Origin of the sequence: Salinimonas iocasae, assembly GCF_006228385.1 — a bacterium.
GTDB lineage: Bacteria > Pseudomonadota > Gammaproteobacteria > Enterobacterales > Alteromonadaceae > Alteromonas > Alteromonas iocasae.
This window is the reverse complement of sequence record NZ_CP039852.1, coordinates 1,200,516-1,220,697: the sequence shown is the minus strand read 5'-3', so window position 1 is coordinate 1,220,697 and position 20,182 is coordinate 1,200,516. Positions and strand designations below refer to the sequence as shown.

Below are 20,182 nucleotides of genomic sequence, written 5' to 3'. Positions count from 1 at the left end.
CCCGGTCGTAAGATGCTTTCCTTCGAATGTTCCATACAATAACTGCTGAAATGCTTAAACACGTAGTTTCACAAATAAATCGTATTTATTCCTTCGCATCTTCAAATAAATCACTTTGCAGCCTGACTCGCTTTATCATGTTAAACAAGTAAAGAAACGGGCGCTCTATTCGTCTGATATTGTGCAGGCGATTAAATAATTCCTTGAGGGATGCTTCCCCTTCGCTTTTTGCAGTTTGATAATACTGCATCTGCTTTCGTCTGTTGGGTCTCATACCTGCCGCCACACCCGTACCGTCAAGCCGCCGATCCCACTTGGTTTTCCAGGCATCAAAGCTGACGCAATCGAAATGGAGCAGCTGAATAGCATCAGTATTTACTTTCGATGCTTTAACAGACTTATCTAAGCCATGAATACCGTACTGATGTTTAAACTCAGGCTTTATTCTTATCGCCGATTTTGACACTGTGTGCCCTCTGAAGAACTCACCATCAAAGAACGCACTAAAAAAGCCCGTTTTGCGTGCGAACCTGACTATCTTTTTTCTGCTTTGCTTTCGAAAAAGATTCGGGGTATAGAGGCTTTCATATTCCTCTTTTTCAGCCACGGCCTCGAAAATAGCAAACCTTACAACATCAGACTGGCTTGCAGCCAATAGGCTTTTTAATGGCTTTAATGGATTAATAAGCTCATCACAGTCAATATGTACAGACCAGGTACACTGTTTAGCAGCAAGGTATTCCACGCCATTATTAACATTTACCTTTTGCCGTTCTTCAATGAAGCCCGGTCGTTCCATCGCGTTATCATTCCAATAGGCTTCATCGCAGCGAACCGCTATCACCCCGGGAACATCACAAAATTTAGAGAAAGCCTCGTCTTCGGGATCATCGAAAAAGAGCACAATATGGTCTATCCCAATATTGTGATGAAAATTAACAAACGCCTTGAGCTGAGAATAAGGGGCGCGGACTGTTGATATGATACCTACCGTTTCCATGTAAGAGGATTCCATATAGTTCTTTAGCGTCAATATAGCACTATATGATTATCTCAATTGACACTTTTGCGCCTCATGAGAGCTAAAATCACCTTTAAGATAACCTTTTAGTACCACAGTCTATATTGATCACATTCGAGTCAGATGCGTATATGCTTTAACTTTTTTAATAAACCGCTTACAGTACAGCGGGTGCCTTATAAAAAATGATGAGTTTATGAAAAAATCACTATCGAAGAAATTTCTTATCGCTGCCCTTCCTCTTGCAATCATGGCTGGTTGTGCTGAACAGGATACCGGTAAACAGCTGGACCATGCGAAAAATGCATTAAAGAATGACAACTACCAGGAAGCATTGGTCACGCTAAAATCAGTGGTACAGGAATCTCCTGATAGTGCTGAAGCCCGTCTGCTACTGGCCCAGACCTATTTTGAAATGGGCGATATGGAAAACGCGGTTAGTGGCTATGATCGCGCCATGGATGCAGGCGCATCACCTGTAAAATTATCTGACAACTACATCAGCGCCACCTATGCGTATGCAGATAATAACGCGACTCTTCAGGCTATTGAGCAGCTAAGGTCCCGTAGCAATTATGAGCGTTCTGACTTTGTTCAGATTATTGAAGCACTGGTATTGGGTCGCCAGGGTGACAAATCCTCAGCGCAATCTGTTTTATCTGAACTTGAAGGCCAACAGCTTTCACAGCGTGAAGAAACACTACTGACCCTGGTTGACCATTTTGTGGTTAATACGTCTAAAGCTGATGAAGAAGTATTGCAGCGCGCTGCCGCAAAAGGTTCCGATGACTGGGTAACGCAATCGCTGATTGCTGAAATTCAGTATGGTATGGGTAAAACCGAAGTTGCTTTGGAGAACTTTCAGCAGCTACTGGAAAAGAAACCGGCGTTTTTGCGCTTAAACTTCAATATTGCCGAATCCCTTATTCGTCTTCAGCGTTTTGAAGATGCCAAACCTTATATACAGGAAATACTGAAACGCTACCCGAACCAGGCGCTGGCTAATCAGTTATCTGCGATTGTGGCGATGTCAGAGGAAGACTTCGAAACCGCTACACGCCGTATTGAAAAAGCACAAAACGCAGGTTTGAGCTCTGCCCTCACCCATTACGTGGCGGGCATGTCTCACTTTAAACAAAAGAACTATGAGCAGGCGATTACGAACCTGGAGCGTATTGTTAATCAGGTGTCGGCCAACCACCCTGCCAAACAAATGTACGTTGCCGCGAAACTACAAACCGGCGCCAGCAACGATGCGCTGGAAATTTTTAATCGTAGCCCGGAAATGGTCGACGATAATGCCGAACTTTCAGTGGTAACCGGTATGCGCCTTATACAGGACGGGTTTTCTTCCGGTGCAAAACAAATATTATCGAAGGTTGACGCAAAAAATGTTCAGACAGAGCAGCAACGCCAGGAAGTCGGCTTATTTAAATTAATTGCTGGCGATGAAACCGGCATGGAAATGGTGCGCCAGTCCTCACAGCGTATTCTGTCTCAGGAAGCTGAAGGCAACACCAAACAGGCTAAGCTTATATTGCTTACCATGAAAGCCAATGAAGAAGGTGAAGATGCTGCCCGGGCGCAGCTTAACCAGTGGCAGCAGCAAGAGCCTGATAATATCGACAACTATCTGATTGCCGCTGAGTTTGAAAAGTATCAGGGCAACTACGACGCGCTGGATGCTATTTATAACAAAATTGCCCAGCTCGACAGTGATAACAGTGCAGCACGCAACCATAAAGCCGCCCGCGCGCTGGAACAAGAGCAGTACAGTGATGCATTTTCACAGTATATGGCGATATTGTCAGATACGGTGAATGATGAAGCGGCACTGCGCGGTGCATATTTAGCCGCACAAAATACGAAGAATGCGCAAAACAACACTAAAGATCTGGTAGCACAAGTCACCGGTAACGATGATACGACGCAATACACAAAAATGTACACACATGTATTAACCGGCAACATGCGAAGCGCCATCGATATTGGCAAAAACGCTAACTTTCCAATGGAAACCAAGCCCAAAGCAGAGTTCTTACTTGCCCGCGCCTTTTTACAGTCAAATCAGTTTGATAAAGCGGAGTATCGCCTGAATAAACTGGTTGAAAACGAAATGTCGACGCCCGCTGTCTACTATATGTTAGGCCGCACACAGGCGCTGCAGGGTGCCCATGATACCGCTATTCGCACGCTCAAGCCGCTGGTTGATCAAGACACCAACGTAACAGACCGTGCCATCTTGTTGACCGCGGATATTTATTTATCTAAAAAACAGCCCCAACAAGCGCAAGCGGCATTGGACAAGTTAAACGAAACGCAGCGTAAGAGTGCTGCTGCTCAACTTATTCAGGGTAAGGTGGCTATGGCCAACGGGAACGCTGGCGGCGCTGTGGAGGGGCTTCGTCAGGCTTACGAGACCTCACCTAACGAAAATACAGTACAGACACTTTACCGCGCGCTGAAAGCAAACGGCCAGCAGGATAAAGGGCTAAGCTTGCTTAAGTCTCACATGGAAAATACCGGGAATACTGGCGATACCCGTGAGCTTTACGCTAACGAGCTGGCGAAATCTAATCCCCAGGCATCCATTGAGCAATACCGTCAAATCGCGAATAATGATAAGTCTAACTGGCGCGCAATGAACAACTTGGCCTGGCTGCTCAATGAACAAGGCCAGCAAGACGAAGCGTACAAGTGGATCCAGCAAGCGCTGAAGGTAAAACCTAACCAAAGCGCTTTGTTGAATACTAAGAAAGAGATAGAAGCGGGAATGTAATCCAGCAATAGTTTGAATTATGCGGGGCCTAATCGCTAAGATAGGCCCCGCCTTGCTCTTATATTTAGCGTAATACCTGAGTAAACAAACGTGTCGATTAATCAGAAAGAGCATTACAGCGTTAGTAGGGAACGTCTTCCGGGACTTGATTTAGTCAGAGTATTGGCCGTTTACTTTATCATTTTAAGTCACGCTGGCTTTACTACGTTCCGTGGAATTGGTGTCCCATTCTTGCTGGCACTATCAGGTTTTTTGATAACTAATTCGTTACTTAAAGAAATCGAGACCAGCAAAACCATTAGTTCAAAAAGGTTTTGGAAAAATCGTTTTTTACGAATAGCGCCTGCTTATTACGCATTTATCATTGCTGCATTTGTACTTGACACTATTATCTTAGGAGACACATGGGAGAATAATTTATTTTTCTTCGCAGCCACCCATACTGTCAACTACTATAATGCCTTATACGGACACGGCTCGGGTATGGTTGCGCACCTGTGGACTCTATCGACCATGGAGCAGTTCTACTTTATCTACCCTTTACTTCTTATTTTCGCATTTAAAACGAACAGACCTGTTGCCATGCTATCAACAGTAGTTGTTTTAAGTGTTTGTTGGCGCGTGATTATCTATTCAGAGACGATAATTATCGAAAATAAGATACCCTGGATTTACAACGCTTTGGATACACGCTTTGACTCATTACTGGTTGGCTCATTAGCTGCATTTGTGTTGGCGAAAAAGCCTTATGCGACACTTAATTTTCCAGCGTGGGTTTGGGGTGTACTATTATTGCTCGCAGGGCTCGCATTAAACTTATCTAAATCAATCCCCGCCTTTCACTACACACTCGGTTTTACAGTAGAAGGCGCTTTAGCTATTGCTGTAATGCTAAGTATTATGAAGTTGTCAGAAGCCAAATGGTTTAGCATAGTTAATGGCAGGCTAATTACAAGCTTGGCGAAAATCTCATACCCAATGTATCTGTATCATCCCATAGGCCTCGGTATCGGATTCAAATTCATAGACAATTATTTGATTGGCTTCTTAGTTGGTACACTTGTAATAGTAGCTTTAGCAACCCTTTCTCTAAATATAATTGAAAAGCCATTTATGAAAATGCGTTTCAAATCGTTTTCATCTGGAGCATTTAAGTAGAAAACGAGATTTACATTTCTTTTAGCACCAATACTCATATGTAAAGAGCTGCACTTTACCTTGTTTTTACGAGTTTTGCACATACGACGTACCAGTGGTAGTGTAAAAAACACTCAACTTAAAGCAAGGAAGCGGTTATGGGCCCAGTTCTACTCCTCTCAAATTGGTACTCTGGTGCCACATTATTCTCTTTTCTATTAGATTCACATCCAGAACTAGTATGTAATGGAGAAACTTTTCCTCTAATTGAAGGGGATAAGCGGCGAAACGTTTGCTCTTGCGGGGCGTATATAGACACCTGTGATTTCTACATAAAAACAACAAAAATTATAAAAGGATATGAGTTCCCAAAAAGTCGGGATTACGAAAATGCTGTAGTTAAACCGATATTACACAGAAATAGATTTATAAATAAATTCTTAATGTCACCATGTAGAGATGGAATATTGCGAAATACATTCATCAAACACATGAGCGCAAAAGAGAAAATAAATATATAGACTATAACTTCAAATTCATGCAAAGCGCACTCAGCTATAACTCCTCATCGATATATATAGATGGAACTAAGTCTATAAGAAGAGTACAGATCTTTGCACGTTATGCAGATGTAAAAGTCTTCAAAATAATCTTTCTTATTAGAGATGGCAGAGCATTCTGTAACTCGTATAGAAAAAATAGAAATGTATCTGAAAGTGATATGATTCGTGTGGCGAAAGAGTGGAATCAGTACATACACCTTGTAGACGAGTTTCACAAAAGACATGAAAACATCAAGATGATTAATGTTAGGTACGAAGACTTATGTAACAATAAAAATGAAGTTTTTGATAAAATGAAAGAGTTTTTAAACCTAGACTCGCTGAGCGAATTTGAAACAGACAAATTGCCATCACATATTTTGGGAAACAGAATGAGGAAAAATTTCAACTTTGATATTCAGGAAGATAATAGTTGGGAATCGGAGCTATCGAGCCAAACGGTCTCAAAGATTGAAGTTATTATGCTACGCAATTTATTATTGCGATACAATTATATCAATTAAATGTAAGAAATTATGCTAATAATAACCAAGAAGATTATAGAATAAATACGCTTTATCCAATGTGCCTCAACTAGTTTAAATGAGCCAAAAAGTTATTATTTAAAGAAATACTGCTAACGCATGGAGTTTCAATTGTTAATAAAGAAAGATATCACCCCGATTTTTGTTGTCGGCTCAGCTCGTTCCGGCACGACTATGATCGGAAAATTGTTATTTTCAAGCGAAGATTGCTACAAATACACTGCCGAAACACTTTTATTGACAGTATGCCGCAAACGTTACGGTGATATTTTTCAGCCTGGTAGTAGCAAAGCCGAATTTTTATCTGACTGGTTCAGATCAAGGCAATTTAGACGAGCCAATTTAGATAAGGATGAATTTTTGTCTTTATTTGAAAAGAGTAATAGCCCCGAATTCAGATAATAAGTGCACCACTCATGGTTAACGGGTGATAGATGATCAACTGCCTGTTGGTGGTATTCTAAAGTCGCCAAACAATTAGAGTATTACCATGAGTTACAAGCAGTTGATCGAGGGACAACGATACCAGATTGAGGCCTACTTACGCGAGGGTTTCAGTTATCGGGAGATCGGAAAACGTCTGAGCGTGAGTCACAGCACAATCAGCCGGGAAGTAAATCGCAATAGAATTCGGGATAACCACTATTTGCCGGAAGTCGCTCAGGCAAAAGCACTGAAGCGCCGCAGCCAGGCCGCAAAGTTCAGGATATCTGAACTGACGATTACCTTTGTTGAGTTCGGGCTGAACCAGAAATGGAGCCCTGAGCAGATTGCTGGTGTAGGTAAAATCATCGGTCATCACGTCAGTCACGAATGGATTTATCGCTACGTCCAGCGTGATAAATTACGTGGCGGTAGGTTGTACAAACAGCTGCGCCAGAGTCACAGAAGGTATCGTAAAGGTGACCGTGCGAAGCGGATAATTATCCCGAATCGCGTTGGCATTGAGCATCGTCCCGCTATCGTGAACAAGAAAAAGCGGTTCGGTGACTGGGAAGCTGACACGGTTCTGGGCAAGCAAGGAACGGGCGCGATTGTTAGTTTAGTCGAGCGCAAAAGTAAGCTTTACCTGATACGCAAAGTGCCAGCGAAAAGCGCAGCAGACGTGGCCCGAGCCATGGTTGGGATGCTCTGGAAATATCGAGGTCATGTCCGAACAATCACAGCGGACAACGGCAGCGAATTCTGTGACCACGCGCTGGTCGCTGAGAAGCTCAAAACCAATATCTACTTCGCGAATCCGTACTCATCATGGGAACGCGGACTGAATGAGAACTTCAACGGTTTACTGCGCCAGTACATCCGGAAAGGCACCGATTTACGGACGGTATCGGATAGGCAAATTAGTGAAATAGAGCGGGCATTAAATGCCAGACCGAGAAAGTGCCTCGGCTTCAGGCAACCTGTTGCGGTATTCAATGAATTACGCAAGGCTGCCTAATTTAGCGAGTGGTGCACTTCGGAGTTGAATTCGCGGCTACTCAGAACTGCTCATCAATTTTCTTTCTGCAATGGCGGATAAAGCAGGTAAACGATACATTGTAGATAGTACGCCCGCTAACGTCGGATATATAAAAGAAATACTGCATGTTGCCCCTAATGCGAAGTTTATCTGGATGGTACGGGATGGGAGAGATGTAAGCTTGTCCCAGGAAAGATTGGGTTGGGTGAACCCGCCACCTCCTTTTACATCTAAAAGTGATAGACTTAGTTATACCCTAATGAATTGGACTAAGGTCAATAATAAGTATAGGGAAAATAAGAATGTATACCTATTAAGATATGAAGATTTCCTTTCATCTCCTGAAAGTCATTTGAAAAAAATGGCTCTACATTTAGGTACAAACTTTGACGATTATGATTTGGAGACCGTCTTAAACCCAGAAAACCTAATAGTGCTTTCGGAAAATTGGGCACTGACCATAACAATTCAACTATAGCCCGTTGGAAGAGCATTGATCCTAAGCTTATTTCAGAGTTTAGCTTTGGAAGCCAGAATGCATTATCTAAATTAGGCTACCCAACCGTTGAATCCCCGTTTTCATTAAAAAAAGTAGTTCGATATACCTTTTTCAATATACATCTGAATGTAAAAACTTTTCTAACAAAGTTTCACTTCTTCTCGAAACGAACCAGTGAAACATTGGAAATAGATAAAAAATAAGGTGGCTTACGCCACCTTATTCTTCTGATAAGTGCCCTTGCCAAGTATTAATAATCACAACTTGAAACCGACCTCACCTTGGTAATCTAACGCATAGCCTTTTAATTTGCCGGTATCATCCGCTATAAAGTCAGACTTCGTACCTATCAGATTTGGGTGATACGTTTTTGTTTCTGTCTCATTCACGGAATAGTCCGTCACAATTACATTTCCGTCAACTTGGTACTTGTTTTTACCTTCGAATCGAATCCATACACGCCCATTTACAAATGTATTTCGGTAAATATAAGAGTTGTAGTGTTTTCCGTCCCAGGTTTTTTGACCTGAAAACAATAGTGCGTTTGCACGATTATACTCGCCGTTAAAAACAATCCTGTTCCATGCTATTTCATGGTCATGAGGAACCTCGGGAGACTCTTTACCATATCCAACGCAAATACCACCGCTCGTGATATTGTCATAGGCATGATTATCTCTTATCGTTACAAAGCTGGTTGTACCCTTAGCCCAGAAGCCACATTTGTTGTCGCTATTGCGAGCAATATTGCCCTCAATGAGAACATAGCTGGAATAGTAAATATCGACATATGAACCATTTCCCCGGCCATTATCAAACCGGTTGTGAATATTGTCTTTATAGAGAATATTCTTTTTGTGCGCTCTGCGACCTGAAATGAAAACGCCGGCAGGGTTATCATTGCCTTTTGTTCCCATGCCATGATTTTCGAACGTGTTTCGCCACCAGGTAGAACGACTGACATTACCTATAGCCCAGAAAAAATGCGCATTGCCTACATCCTGCCTGGAATCCTTAAAGTGCAGATCTGCAATGAATAAATCCGTCATTTTTCGAGTGTCGGTTAAAATTTTCGCCCTGGACGCATCTATTACTGCTGCCTCCCCCGGAAAACCTATAAGTGAGGGCGTTTTTGAGCGCGTATCGAGGCGTACGTTACCATTAGTGTCTTCACCACCAATTAGCGCATATTCCCCACCTCTGAATACAATTATTTTATTATGATATTTTTTATCATTCCTGTCCCCGCGATACCAGTCACTAATATCCTCGAGAGGTTCCGAGATCGTTCCTTTTTTATCCCCGCTAAACCCATCTTCAATAAAGACGAACTTGCTGTTGTCGACGGTTGTAGTCCAGTTAATATCAGTATTATTACCAGCTTTATCCGAAACGCGTACGCGAAATGTATGCGAGCCAGTTGCATCGGACGCAGGTTTCCAAGACACCACGCCGTAGTTATCAGAATTGGGTTCGCTGCCTATTGTTGCGCCTTCAGGGGCCTCAATTAGAGTATAAGTGAATGGCCAGGCTCCACCCTGAACTCCAACTGGAATTTCGTAGGGCATGTTCGAATGGGCCCAACGGTGTCTTGCATGTTTTTCTGTCTCGCAGTCAGGTCGTGGATATACCGCATGCATTGGCATCTTAGCCTCATACATCCATTGTTGTATTTGATTAACAGCTTCGGCATTGCTACTTACCAATATAAGCACAAATGCTGTCAGCACCGTTTGAACTAAAAGTCTCATAATACTGCCTTTTACCGTGAAACTAAGATTTGTCAGCCCGCCTGAAGAATAGCTAACACCTTAGACTTTGCATCGCTGAGTTGAGAATCATATTGTGTTTTGAAGTTTTCTATCTGAGAAGTGATGTCAGTGTTAAGCGCTTCATCCAAACTCTTCTTGAGTTCGGTAGTAGAATTTTTAGTATAGAAAGCGGCGTTTCCAAACAGCTCTTTGTTTACCCTTGTATCAGATAGAATAACTTTCTGAGTTGCCGAAATCGCTTCATAAGCGCCACAGACAAGGCAATCATCCCGTTCGGTCAGATCTATTACCGCGAGTGCATCTTTAAGTAAACCAACGTATTCTTCTTCACTCACGAAGCCCGCCAGTATAATATTATCAGGGAGTTCTGATATTTCTTTATCCTTCAATCTTTTCTTATAATTGCCTGAAAATACAAAGTTTATATCAGGGCGTTGCTTTGCTGTATCAAGATATACTTCAATAGGCTCGTCTTCAGCCCAGGAACAGACAACAAAAATAAAATTAGAATAGTCCGAACTCTGTGCTTTTTTAAGCGTGGGTAAAGGGTCGCTCATAACGCAGCTTGTAACGCCTTTATCATTTAACAGTTGCTGAAGCGGTTTATTTGTAACGATAACCACATCAGCGCCTTTTAAAATACACAGATTGAGTTTTTGAAGTAACTTATTCTTGCCCTCTTTAGGTCTGACGCCTGCATTGTGCGCGTCTATAGCAAGCTTGTAGCCAAAGATCGGCTTTAACAGAACCGCCAGAGCAGAAAGCACTATCGAAGGATTTTGTACAAATACGGTACTATAACGTTTCTTCAGAACTGAAACGGTTTGTTTAATACAATAAATATACCTTGAAAAGCTACCGCTCGTTGATGTTATTTCCTCGTAGTCAGCATCCAGCAACTGCGCCATTGAGCGGTTCCTTGGTTGCCGCTCCCATGTGATCCAGACACTATCGTAGTTCATTGTTCGTCATACTTCTTAAAGGTTTTGTAACAAAGTTGTCGCGTTTAGATTTTGTAGAATTAATTAGCGCTGTCTGAAGCGCAATTGAAAGCCACAAAAAGGGGTAATAGCCTACCGTTACAAACTGGCCCGCTATTACGAAACCAATTATTCCTACTTTCAGTGCGGGCCACAAATGATGATAAATTGCATCACTCTTAGCGCCCCCCTGGTCGGTCGAGAAAAACGTAATTCGTTTTTTCATTAAGGAGGTAGATATGATAAGTAAATACACAAATAAGCCGGCGAAACCTGCATCCGTTCCTATTTGGATGAATATATTATGCGGTAGCTCCGCATAATCATAAAGAACGTCTTCGGGATAATAAGTTTCAAAGTAAGGCCTGAAATTGAAGTAGCCAACCCCCAACGCCGGATGATCCTTCATCATTTCCCAGCCGTTCTCCCAATACAGTTCACGCTGCATGGAGGACTTATCTTCACCAATTGTTGTAAAGCGTTCTTTTTGTTCGGCTGGAAGTACCTGCCAACCTAAATAACCGGTTACCAATATACCGATGATAACTTTGGGTTTGAAAATCTGCCGCCAAAACATGACAAAAAGCTGCACAAGCAGCGCCAATTGGGCCCCTCGGCTACTCGCTCCAAGAATCGTAAGTACGGGGCACACCGTAGCAGCAAGCAGTACTAACTTTTCCCAGGTTCGTACATCGTGTCTCAACCCTCTATACAGATAAAAACCAATGGGAAAAAGGATAAGCATTAAAATAGCCAATTCGCCTGAGTTTTCAAAATACCCAGAAGGCCCCTTTAACCCCCATGATGTAAAACCGAATCCTCGCATGGCCCAATTTTTCGACGTGCCGATAGCAACTTTCAACGCACACAGAAAAAACACCAAGAAAAGTATATAGAACCGCTCACGAGTTGTTACGATAGTGGTTAAAACAAAAAATATTATTATCCATTGAATAAATAGAAAATAATATTCAAAAGACCAATCTTTGTTAAATGCACCAACTATCGACAAGTTTATTACAAACGTGAAAAGAATCAAAAGAGCATGCATCCCCGAGAATCTAAATTTGGCTCTTTCGTCAAAAAAGATTCCCACCATGGCAAGTATAAGGAAAACCTTGGCCCACGGTAAAAAATCTAAAAACGTAAATATCGACTGTGGCCTGAACATCTCCACAAACATATAGGCACAAATGCTCTTAAATGCCAAGGATTCAGATTTAAAGTAAATCCAAAGATTTTTTATCTTTAAAAACAGAAAATCTGAATCATGTAAGGTTTGCGCCTGAGTTTTCATAACATTTTACTTCTTAATGGTAGTTATTAACGACAGCGTGGCTTCTTCAATTTGTTGCATGCATTTATCGAAAAAGGTTTGATTGGTATTAAAGGGGTCGTGCAGATATACCGTTTTATTTGATGCAAACTGCCCTATAAGCACCTTATTTACATTCGGGTAAAGGGCGTTCAGCTCATCCAGGTGGGCCGGTTCCATCACAATAAGCAAATCACCAACAAGGGGCGTGTAATCACGCATTTTAGTGGAACGGTGGCGGTCCAGGTTGTAGCCATGACGACTGGCATAATCCAGCGTTTTTTCAAAGGCCGGGTCGCCGCCCCGGCAATGCAGCCCGAACGAGATAGCAGGAAAGCCTGCTTTTAAGCTTACGGCCTCACCAAACGGACTGCGACAAATATTGCCACTACAAACATAAATGAGCCGCTTTGTGTTTTTGATTTGTCTGCCGTCTGCATTTTTATAGGCACCCAAATGCTTTTTGATATTGAACTTTACATAACGGGCCAGGCCGCGCTTGGAGCCGTAGGTATCGGCGATATACTGACTGTAGCTCAAGAGATTGGCTCCACATTGACTGCCTGCGAAGGAAAAGACGTGTCTACGGCACTATAGAGCTGCGCGTAGGCACGCACCATGGCCGACTGAGAAAACGCGTCTTGTACACGCGCAATGGCTTGCTGGTTCACTTTACGTTCATGCCAGGTGCTAATGCTATTCTCGATGGCATCGGCCAATGCGTCTGCATTAATGTCTACCAATGCGCCCTGCTCTTCATTCTGGATTATTTCCTGCGGCCCGCCACATTTGGTGGCGATAACCGGCAGCCCTGTGGCCATGGCTTCAATGGTACTGATTGAAAACCCTTCAGCGTCTGAGCTTAATACAAAACCATCAAGGTTTTGCAAATATTCTGCCGTGTCATCGATAAAACCAATAAAGTGGATATTGGTCACACCCAGTGACTGCATTTGCGCGTCCAGCTTATCTTTAATGGATGCTTTCGGATCGCCAGCGATAACCACCGCCACGTTTACGCCACGCTGATTTAAGCGGTTTACGGTATCGACCAGAACATCGTAGCGCTTTGATTTTCTGACATTACCCAGTGCGCCCAGCAAAAATGTATCGTTATCGATAGCCAGTTCGCGCTTCAAGCGAGTAACGCGGGTTGTACTGTACAGGCTTGTGTCGATGCCATTGTAAATAACACTGGTGCGTTCAGGCACTAAAAGGTTGTGTTCCTGAATTTTTTGCTGCAGCGAATGGCTCACCGCCACAAACCGAGCAATACCGTTTCGCATAAACCACAGTTTAAGGCGTTTGAAGCGTTCATTTGGCGACACATCGACCATACCGTGGTAAGTTGCTACTACCGGCGTTCGGGTAATTAGCCCTACAATACTGGCATAAACATTAGAGCCTAACAGATGTGACTGGATAAGGCCGATATTGTGCTGTTTTATCAACTGACACAATGACTTAATGAAGCCGACATTAAAGCTGCCTTTTGAGTCAATTATGATCGGTTCTATACCTTTGGTGCGTAATTGCTTTGCCACATATCCCTCGCCACGAATAACGGCGACAGAATCGGTATTGAGGCCTCGTATTTTATCGGCTAATGTGATGAACACATCTTCAGCCCCTCCCGGGCCGGTTGTGTCAATCAAGTGCATAATTTTATAGGTCATAATGAGGTGTAAGGCGTTAGCCGAAAAACTTCCTATTTTTTACTACTAAAGACAAGGATAACAAGCAAAATCCTTGCTGCATACTGGACATTGTTGTACGCCATGGAAAAAACCGCAGTATTAATTTTTGACGCAGCACAACGTAGTGCACTGGCAACCACCCGCGCGCTGGGAAAGCGCTCTGACATTCAGGTTTTTACTACTGACCGTCACAAACAGGCCCTGGCGGGATGCTCTCGCTATAGTCATCAATACCTGACGTGCCCAAATCCTTCTGATGATACGCAGAAGTTCCTCAACTGGGTTAATGACACAGTAATAAAGTATGAGATTGACTTTTTATTACCCGTGACTGAAGTCACCAGTCGCACTCTGGTTCAACACCGTGATGCCCTGCCCCCCTGCAAGTTGCCTTTTGCCGATATTGATACACTGCTTTCTTTAAGTGATAAGTCTGCGCTTAATCATCTGGCCGAATCACTGGGTGTACCGGTGCCTTTTTCCCAGTACTGCCAGCGCGCCTCGGATATCGACCACGATGCCATCAGTTTTCCCTGTGTGTTAAAGCCTGCTCTTTCTAAGGTACTGGTCGATAACCAGTGGCTGGAAACCCAGGTGCATATTGTTCACAACGCAGCGCAGTTACAGCAATTAACGGAAGATAAGGTTTATTTCAATAACCATCCGTTTATGGTTCAGCAATATATTGATGGTCATGGTGCTGGGGTGTTTTGCTATTACCAGAAAGGCGAGGCAAAGGCCTTTTTTGCCCATAAACGGCTGCGCGAAAAGCCGCCCTCAGGTGGCGTAAGTGTACTGAGCGCCAGCGCGCCGATTAACCCGGATATGGAAAAACACGCCAGGGCATTGCTTGATGCAGTTAACTGGCACGGTGTGGCAATGGTCGAGTTTCGCGTGTCAGCCGATGGCACGCCCTACCTGATGGAAATTAATACGCGGCTGTGGGGATCACTGCAACTTGCTATAGATGCCGGCGTGAGCTTTCCCGAACTGCTATTTGACGGTGAATACAAAACCCTCGAGCGCCATCGTGGGTTTAAAGAAGGCGTACAACTTCGCTGGTTATTGGGCGATGTGGACAATCTTTACCTGCAACTTAAAGATAAAAATCTGAGTACCAGCGAAAAGCTGAATGCAGTGGGCACCTTTTTAACACCCAAGTTCAGTAACCGCCGTCACGAGATCAACCGTATGGATGATATGGGCCCGTTCTGGTTTGAACTTAAGCATTATCTGTAATTATTATGATTAAGCAATTAGTAAAAAATACCCTGTCGTTTGTCGCCGGTACACTGGGCTGGTCGATGGTCAGGCGCGGCAATAAAAAACTGATTATTCTGATGTACCACAGGGTACTACCGGTCAATGACCCCCGCTATCAGCGTGAAGAGCCTGGTATGGTAGTCTCTGATAAAACGTTTGCTATGCATATGCAAACCCTGCACGATGAAAAAGTGCCGGTAATGACAGTGTCTGACTGGCTGGCGCAACCTGAAAGCACCCGCGCCGCTCTGACGGTAGCGATAACCTTTGATGATGGCTGGCTGGACAACTATGAGTTCGCCTTTCCGGTATTAAAGCAGTTTGGCTTTCGCTCTACGCTGTACGTAGTGACAGACTTTTTAGGTAAACCCGCCCCCTTCTGGCCCAACAAGGTGCTTCAGCTGTTATTGGCAGAAGGTGCACAGCCCACAGATGACTGGGCGCCGTTGCTGCGGCTTATTGATAAACGCATCTCGCTTCCCCTGAGCAGGGATGAAGCCGCTCAGGTTATCGACCACCTCAAGAGCCATTCTGATCATGAAATTTATCAGGCATTGGCGGCTATTCCTGCGAAACAGAATAATCCTGTTGAAATGATTTCTACCGAACAACTGGTTGAAGCAAAAGACACCATGGGTGTTGAAATAGGCAGCCATACCCGCAGGCATTACCGGCTTAAGGAAGGGCTGAGTGAAGCACTACTTAAGGAAGAGATTGTAGATGCCAAACACATTTTGCAGGAGATGACAGGCGCACCCGTGACTACTTTTTGCTTTCCCAATGGGGATTTTTCAGCTGAGGCACATAAGCTTGTACAGTCACACTACAGCGCTGCGGTTACCACACTACGGGGCATTAACAGCGCCCATAATTTTGATGCGCATAAGCTGCTGCGAATTGGTGTACACAATGATATCAGCGATACACCAATGAAGTTCAAGGCAAAATTGAGCGGATGGCGATAGCAGTAAAAGTAACGTTACGACCGCTTAAAAACTCATACTTTTAAATGAGTTTTGTTTGAATTGATCTAATTGGGTGGCCCGCCCTGTAAAACGAGGGGTCGTTGCGTGTTCTGTTTTAAAAGTGTCATGGGGCATATGTGGAGGTAAACCTGCATTGCTGCTAACACTCTGCCTAAGCCTTTGTTATTAAAGTGCATTCCGATGGCATTTGTTAGGTAGCAGGTCGAATGTGACGGGTTTTAATAGCCGGCCGCACTTATTTAATAGTCAACGACCAATACCGTGATAAACTTTGACACCAGAATACAAAATGAAACGTTGTTGATTTGGTTTTTTTAGCCATTTCAACAGCGAAAATGCAGTAAAACAGCGCTATGTGGGAATCGTTTTTTTCACGGTATTGATGGCGTCTGTTATCCAATTTATACCGTTAGGTATTATTGATTAAAGAGAAAATAGATGTTGCCCTTTAACCATATTCGAGAATTACTTGACCGGGATAAAAAAGTAAAGTTTCTTATTCTTCAGGTCTGTTTTGTTTTTTCTGCCGCTTTACAAATGGCCAGTATCGCGTTTCTGGCCCCCTACATCACGCTTCTTTCCGACCCGGCGTATTTAGAAACCAACAAGTATTTCAGTATGGCTTACGACTATACCGGAGCGGAAAGCTATCTTGATTTTCTGCTGATTTACTCGGTATGCGTTTGCTCTATCATCTTTATTTCTAATGCGGTGGCCTCTGCTGTTCTGTGGCTTTCGATCAAGTTTACTATCGATATCGGCAGTGGACTGCAGCGAAAGCTGTACTCTGCTTTTATGAAAAATCAGTATATTTTCTTTTTAGAAAAGAACTCCAGCCACCTGATTACCACTATCTCTAATCAGGTTCCGCGAATGGTATATATGGTTTTTCAGCCATTTCTTCAGGCTGTGTCGCAGGTTGTACTAACCTTATTTATCGTTATCGGTCTGATTGTGGTCGACCCGGCCCTTGCGCTTATCGCTGCGTTAATCGTGACATCGGTTTACATTGTTATCTACTTTGCTATTCGCCGCCGCGCTGTAGAGTCAGGCAAAACAGTTTCTGAGGTTGCACGGGTCAAGCTGAAAATGCTTCGCGAATCGATTAAAGGCATTCGGGAAATTAAACTACTGGGGGCTGAGCCCTGGTATGAAAAAGAAGTAGATAAAACAACGCGTAAAGGGCTTTCAGCGCAGGCGTTTATCCGGCTTTCCGGTGAGTTGCCACGCTATATTGTGGAAACGGTCGTATTTAGCGCAATTATCGTACTTGGCGTTTATCTTATTACTTCCGGCACGCCGCAAACGCAAATCGTTACCACGTTAAGTTTCTATGCAATGGCAGGATATAAGCTACTGCCTGCGGCCCAAACCATTTATAAAGCCATCACGTCAATTAAAGGCAATGCCAGTGTGGTTGATGAAGTATGGGCGTCATTTACTACGGCTAAAGAGCGGGCCAAGCATATTACTCAGAAGCAAGATACCTCTGTAACGTTTGATAATTTTCAGAAGATGCACGTTAACGCTGTCGACTACCAATACCCCAATAGTGATGACAATGTGATAGCTGACCTGAATATGACGCTGGAAGTAAATAAACTTGTTGCTTTTGTTGGTGGGTCCGGTGCAGGTAAAACGACTGTTGCAAACCTGGTAGCCGGTCTTATAACCCCCAGCCAGGGCTCTATTGAAATAGACGGTGATAAGCTTACACATGGCCGGTTGAGAGCATGGCAGGATAAAATTGGCTATGTCCCACAATCTGTTTTTATTGTAGATGATACTGTTACTGCGAATATTTGCTTTGGCGTTCCCAAAGCAGAGATTGATCAGGAACGCGTTGTTGAAGTTGCTAAAAAAGCCAACCTTCACGAATTCATCGCCTCGTTGTCTGACGGATACGACACAAAAGTGGGTGAAGACGGCGAAATACTCAGTGGTGGACAGCGTCAGCGTCTGGCCATTGCGCGGGCATTATATAAACAACCTTCTGTCTTGATTTTAGATGAAGCGACCAGTGCACTCGATAATATTACTGAGCGTCGGATTTTGAGTGAAATCAATACCCTGACCGATGAAATGCTGGTGATTATGATTGCACACCGGTTAAGTACCGTTGAAAAGTGCGACATGATTTATCTGTTCGAGCAAGGTCGGATTCAACATCAGGGAAATTACCAGCAGCTACTGACACAGTCTGATTACTTCAGAGAGTTGGTTGAAGGTAACGAAGAGACAGCGTAAGACGCGTTAGCAAAGCACCCGTGAAGTTCACGGATATGAGCGCGTTGTTACGTGCTACACGGGCTGATAAAAAGAAGTATTACCTGCACATAGCAGCCGGTAACGAAGTATAGAGGGGATGAAGTGTGGCAAATCAGGCGAATAGCGTGAATAAAACGTGCTTTGTTTTATTTTCGCGATTTATAGACCGCAACGCCAGAAAACTGGCTAAGCAGTTTGCCGGTAAAACCGATTTTTGTGTGCTGACTTACGATGATGCCGGAACCGCAAAAGACGAGCATGTAAATGGCATCAGGCACGTTGTATACAATCGCAAATCGCTGAATACGCTTTTTGGCGACAGTGCCCCCAAGTTTGCTATGGAAAACTGGGCAATCATGCCGGGCAATCTGGATTTGTGTCATCTGCTTTTTGCTCACCAGAACAACCACTATGACTACATGTGGTTCTGTGAAGATGACGTGCGCTATACCGGTGATATGGCGTTGTTTATTCAAAAATTTGCTCAGCGCGATGACGCGCTGCTGGCAACCAATTATCGGTCTTTCGGTTCAAACTGGTGGCCACAAAACAGTTATAAATCGCCGGTCGCAAATAGTATGTCTGATAAATCGGTATTTTTACCCTTTTTCAGACTGTCAAAAGCCGCTGCTGAAACTATCATTTCAGCTTACGCATCAGGCTGGAGCGGGCATCATGAAATTAGCTGGCCTTCTGTATTGCGCTACAACAACATGACAGTGACTGATATTAATCAGGTCACAGATTGCTATACCAGTACGCCACAATCATTGGGAATGGGCCCCGGCTCTTTTATATACATGCCGCCCAAGCTGTTTGCAGGAATCAAAAAGGACACGCTTTATCATCCCGTTAAGCCATTTGCTGAGTACAGAACGCGTAAATGGCGACGAATGAAAAAAGATATCAAAAAAGTTATTGGCAGAAATTAATCAGGGGCGCCGAACTACGGTTTATGCTGGCGGGTAATCAATACGCCCTGCCCGCCGCGGGCCGTGCGCACTATGAACCCGTAACAGACGACATGAACCTGTGACAGACAACTTCTGATCAGCTGATAACGCTAGCCTTATGGGATTCAGATTTGCAGTGTGTTATCGCTGACCAAACGCTTGCTACCCAATAATGTAATTGTGTACTGTTAATACGCACAAGTGCATAGGCTACCATTATACTACCCGCCAGCATTTCACCGCCATCCTCTACAGTGCCAAGCACGAAGTAGCTTACACGCTCTGTTGGTAATGCAACGTGTAGCATGTCTACCACAATACCAAAAAATGCCAGCAGGCCGATTAAAAAGCCCAGGTCCAGTGACGCCTTTCTAAATTCGGATGACCCTTTTAACATCGCGATTGCCACTGGCGTAAGAACAATGACGGCAGCGCAAAAGCTAACAATTAGCTCACCATAATCCTGTAGCCTTAAACCCATCACAGGCTCAGCGTTGATATTCGCGGCGAGCATGTCACCCACTGTTTCGTGAATTTTTACCGCATCGTCTAATAACAGGTATACAAATACCGGGCACCATACCAAAAATGCTAACTGTCTGTAGCGTACTGCAATCAATACTAACAAGAGCATTACCCAGATATATTTAAGGTACTGGAAGAACTCTTCAACACCCCAGTCGTGTCCGATATTAAAAAACTTACTGCCACCACTTAACACAAACGCATTGAGTGTGTGTAGCACGATAAACACCATATCGCCTACCAGCAACATCAATGCAAACAGGATGATACCCGATTCAAATGTAAGCTTTCCCCGCAGTAAGTTTTTCATAATGACCATTATTTGTAATACTTATTATATTGTAACAAAAACGTCATAAAACTTCGTTCATATCAGTAATCCTTATTAGTTTGTGGAGCGTAAACCTTCCATCAAAAATTTTTTATACTGTTTTCAGG

17 protein-coding genes are annotated in these 20,182 nt (G+C 43.6%); 10 read left to right on the top strand and 7 right to left on the bottom strand.

The window, feature by feature from the left end; translation table 11 throughout:
* Positions 1-85 precede the first annotated feature (85 nt).
* On the bottom strand, positions 86-1,015 hold the full coding sequence (locus FBQ74_RS05265; protein WP_139755682.1) for a glycosyltransferase family 2 protein: 930 nt from the start codon (positions 1,013-1,015) through the stop codon (positions 86-88).
* Positions 1,016-1,217: 202 nt separating this feature from the next.
* On the opposite strand from FBQ74_RS05265, the gene FBQ74_RS05260 reads away from it, so the two are divergent.
* From FBQ74_RS05260 to FBQ74_RS19300, 6 genes are all read left to right on the top strand, one after another.
* A complete protein-coding gene (locus tag FBQ74_RS05260) occupies positions 1,218-3,800 on the top strand; it encodes a tetratricopeptide repeat protein (RefSeq protein WP_139755681.1) in 2,583 nt (860 codons plus the stop codon).
* Between the two features lie 90 nt (positions 3,801-3,890).
* Positions 3,891-4,958 (top strand): acyltransferase family protein, encoded by a 1,068-nt coding sequence (locus FBQ74_RS05255; protein WP_139755680.1) that lies wholly within the window; start codon positions 3,891-3,893, stop codon positions 4,956-4,958.
* A 517-nt stretch (positions 4,959-5,475) separates the two neighbouring features.
* On the top strand, positions 5,476-6,003 hold the full coding sequence (locus FBQ74_RS19305; RefSeq protein WP_139755679.1) for a sulfotransferase: 528 nt from the start codon (positions 5,476-5,478) through the stop codon (positions 6,001-6,003).
* Positions 6,004-6,123: 120 nt separating this feature from the next.
* Positions 6,124-6,426, top strand: a complete 303-nt coding sequence (locus tag FBQ74_RS05245; protein WP_139755678.1) for a sulfotransferase — start codon at positions 6,124-6,126, stop codon at positions 6,424-6,426.
* 88 nt (positions 6,427-6,514) lie between these two features.
* Positions 6,515-7,465: an IS30 family transposase gene (locus FBQ74_RS05240; protein WP_139754917.1), complete on the top strand. Its 951-nt coding sequence runs from the start codon at positions 6,515-6,517 to the stop codon at positions 7,463-7,465.
* A 70-nt stretch (positions 7,466-7,535) separates the two neighbouring features.
* Entirely contained in the window at positions 7,536-7,964 is a 429-nt protein-coding gene (locus FBQ74_RS19300; protein WP_139755677.1) for a sulfotransferase family protein, read from the top strand.
* Between the two features lie 278 nt (positions 7,965-8,242).
* Here the strand turns inward: FBQ74_RS19300 and FBQ74_RS05230 are convergent, their stop codons facing one another.
* Genes FBQ74_RS05230 through FBQ74_RS05210 form a run of 5 tightly spaced genes read right to left on the bottom strand, consistent with a single transcriptional unit; the run spans position 8,243 to position 13,713 of the window.
* A complete protein-coding gene (locus FBQ74_RS05230; RefSeq protein ID WP_139755676.1) occupies positions 8,243-9,736 on the bottom strand; it encodes a putative Ig domain-containing protein in 1,494 nt (497 codons plus the stop codon).
* A gap of 32 nt (positions 9,737-9,768) precedes the next feature.
* Entirely contained in the window at positions 9,769-10,665 is an 897-nt protein-coding gene (locus FBQ74_RS05225; protein ID WP_139755675.1) for a glycosyltransferase, read from the bottom strand.
* A gap of 40 nt (positions 10,666-10,705) precedes the next feature.
* Complete coding sequence (locus FBQ74_RS05220) at positions 10,706-12,034, bottom strand: O-antigen ligase family protein (RefSeq protein ID WP_139755674.1); 1,329 nt, start codon at positions 12,032-12,034, stop codon at positions 10,706-10,708.
* Between the two features lie 6 nt (positions 12,035-12,040).
* Positions 12,041-12,592, bottom strand: a complete 552-nt coding sequence (locus FBQ74_RS05215) for an arsenate-mycothiol transferase ArsC (protein WP_139755673.1) — start codon at positions 12,590-12,592, stop codon at positions 12,041-12,043.
* Positions 12,589-13,713, bottom strand: a complete 1,125-nt coding sequence (locus FBQ74_RS05210) for a glycosyltransferase family 4 protein (RefSeq protein ID WP_168190610.1) — start codon at positions 13,711-13,713, stop codon at positions 12,589-12,591. Before FBQ74_RS05210 ends, FBQ74_RS05215 begins: the two co-directional genes overlap by 4 nt.
* 117 nt (positions 13,714-13,830) lie before the next feature.
* On the opposite strand from FBQ74_RS05210, the gene FBQ74_RS05205 reads away from it, so the two are divergent.
* From FBQ74_RS05205 to FBQ74_RS05190, 4 genes are all read left to right on the top strand, one after another.
* Positions 13,831-14,988 carry a carboxylate--amine ligase gene (locus tag FBQ74_RS05205; protein WP_139755671.1) on the top strand — a complete coding sequence of 386 codons (1,158 nt, stop codon included), beginning with the start codon at positions 13,831-13,833 and terminating at the stop codon, positions 14,986-14,988.
* 5 nt (positions 14,989-14,993) lie between these two features.
* A complete protein-coding gene (locus FBQ74_RS05200) occupies positions 14,994-15,977 on the top strand; it encodes a polysaccharide deacetylase family protein (protein ID WP_139755670.1) in 984 nt (327 codons plus the stop codon).
* Positions 15,978-16,436: 459 nt separating this feature from the next.
* The gene (locus FBQ74_RS05195) at positions 16,437-18,245 is read left to right on the top strand and encodes an ABC transporter ATP-binding protein (RefSeq protein WP_139755669.1); all 1,809 of its coding nucleotides are present in this window, start codon (positions 16,437-16,439) and stop codon (positions 18,243-18,245) included.
* 146 nt (positions 18,246-18,391) lie between these two features.
* Positions 18,392-19,198 (top strand): hypothetical protein, encoded by an 807-nt coding sequence (locus FBQ74_RS05190; protein ID WP_205912281.1) that lies wholly within the window; start codon positions 18,392-18,394, stop codon positions 19,196-19,198.
* A 118-nt stretch (positions 19,199-19,316) separates the two neighbouring features.
* Here FBQ74_RS05190 and FBQ74_RS05185 read toward each other — a convergent pair whose 3' ends face one another.
* Positions 19,317-20,054: a hypothetical protein gene (locus FBQ74_RS05185; protein WP_139755667.1), complete on the bottom strand. Its 738-nt coding sequence runs from the start codon at positions 20,052-20,054 to the stop codon at positions 19,317-19,319.
* Positions 20,055-20,182: the final 128 nt, after the last annotated feature.

Bases quoted from the DNA above. Each gene is read 5' to 3' on its own strand.
- FBQ74_RS05265 (WP_139755682.1), bottom strand. From the start codon at position 1,015: ATGGAATCCTCTTACATGGAAACGGTAGGTATCATATCAACAGTCCGC.
- FBQ74_RS05260 (WP_139755681.1), top strand. From the start codon at position 1,218: ATGAAAAAATCACTATCGAAGAAATTTCTTATCGCTGCCCTTCCTCTT.
- FBQ74_RS19305 (WP_139755679.1), top strand. From the start codon at position 5,476: ATGCAAAGCGCACTCAGCTATAACTCCTCATCGATATATATAGATGGA.
- FBQ74_RS05245 (WP_139755678.1), top strand. From the start codon at position 6,124: ATGGAGTTTCAATTGTTAATAAAGAAAGATATCACCCCGATTTTTGTT.
- FBQ74_RS05240 (WP_139754917.1), top strand. From the start codon at position 6,515: ATGAGTTACAAGCAGTTGATCGAGGGACAACGATACCAGATTGAGGCC.
- FBQ74_RS19300 (WP_139755677.1), top strand. From the start codon at position 7,536: ATGGCGGATAAAGCAGGTAAACGATACATTGTAGATAGTACGCCCGCT.
- FBQ74_RS05230 (WP_139755676.1), bottom strand. From the start codon at position 9,736: ATGAGACTTTTAGTTCAAACGGTGCTGACAGCATTTGTGCTTATATTG.
- FBQ74_RS05225 (WP_139755675.1), bottom strand. From the start codon at position 10,665: ATGGCGCAGTTGCTGGATGCTGACTACGAGGAAATAACATCAACGAGC.
- FBQ74_RS05220 (WP_139755674.1), bottom strand. From the start codon at position 12,034: ATGAAAACTCAGGCGCAAACCTTACATGATTCAGATTTTCTGTTTTTA.
- FBQ74_RS05210 (WP_168190610.1), bottom strand. From the start codon at position 13,713: ATGCACTTGATTGACACAACCGGCCCGGGAGGGGCTGAAGATGTGTTC.
- FBQ74_RS05205 (WP_139755671.1), top strand. From the start codon at position 13,831: ATGGAAAAAACCGCAGTATTAATTTTTGACGCAGCACAACGTAGTGCA.
- FBQ74_RS05200 (WP_139755670.1), top strand. From the start codon at position 14,994: ATGATTAAGCAATTAGTAAAAAATACCCTGTCGTTTGTCGCCGGTACA.
- FBQ74_RS05195 (WP_139755669.1), top strand. From the start codon at position 16,437: ATGTTGCCCTTTAACCATATTCGAGAATTACTTGACCGGGATAAAAAA.
- FBQ74_RS05185 (WP_139755667.1), bottom strand. From the start codon at position 20,054: ATGAAAAACTTACTGCGGGGAAAGCTTACATTTGAATCGGGTATCATC.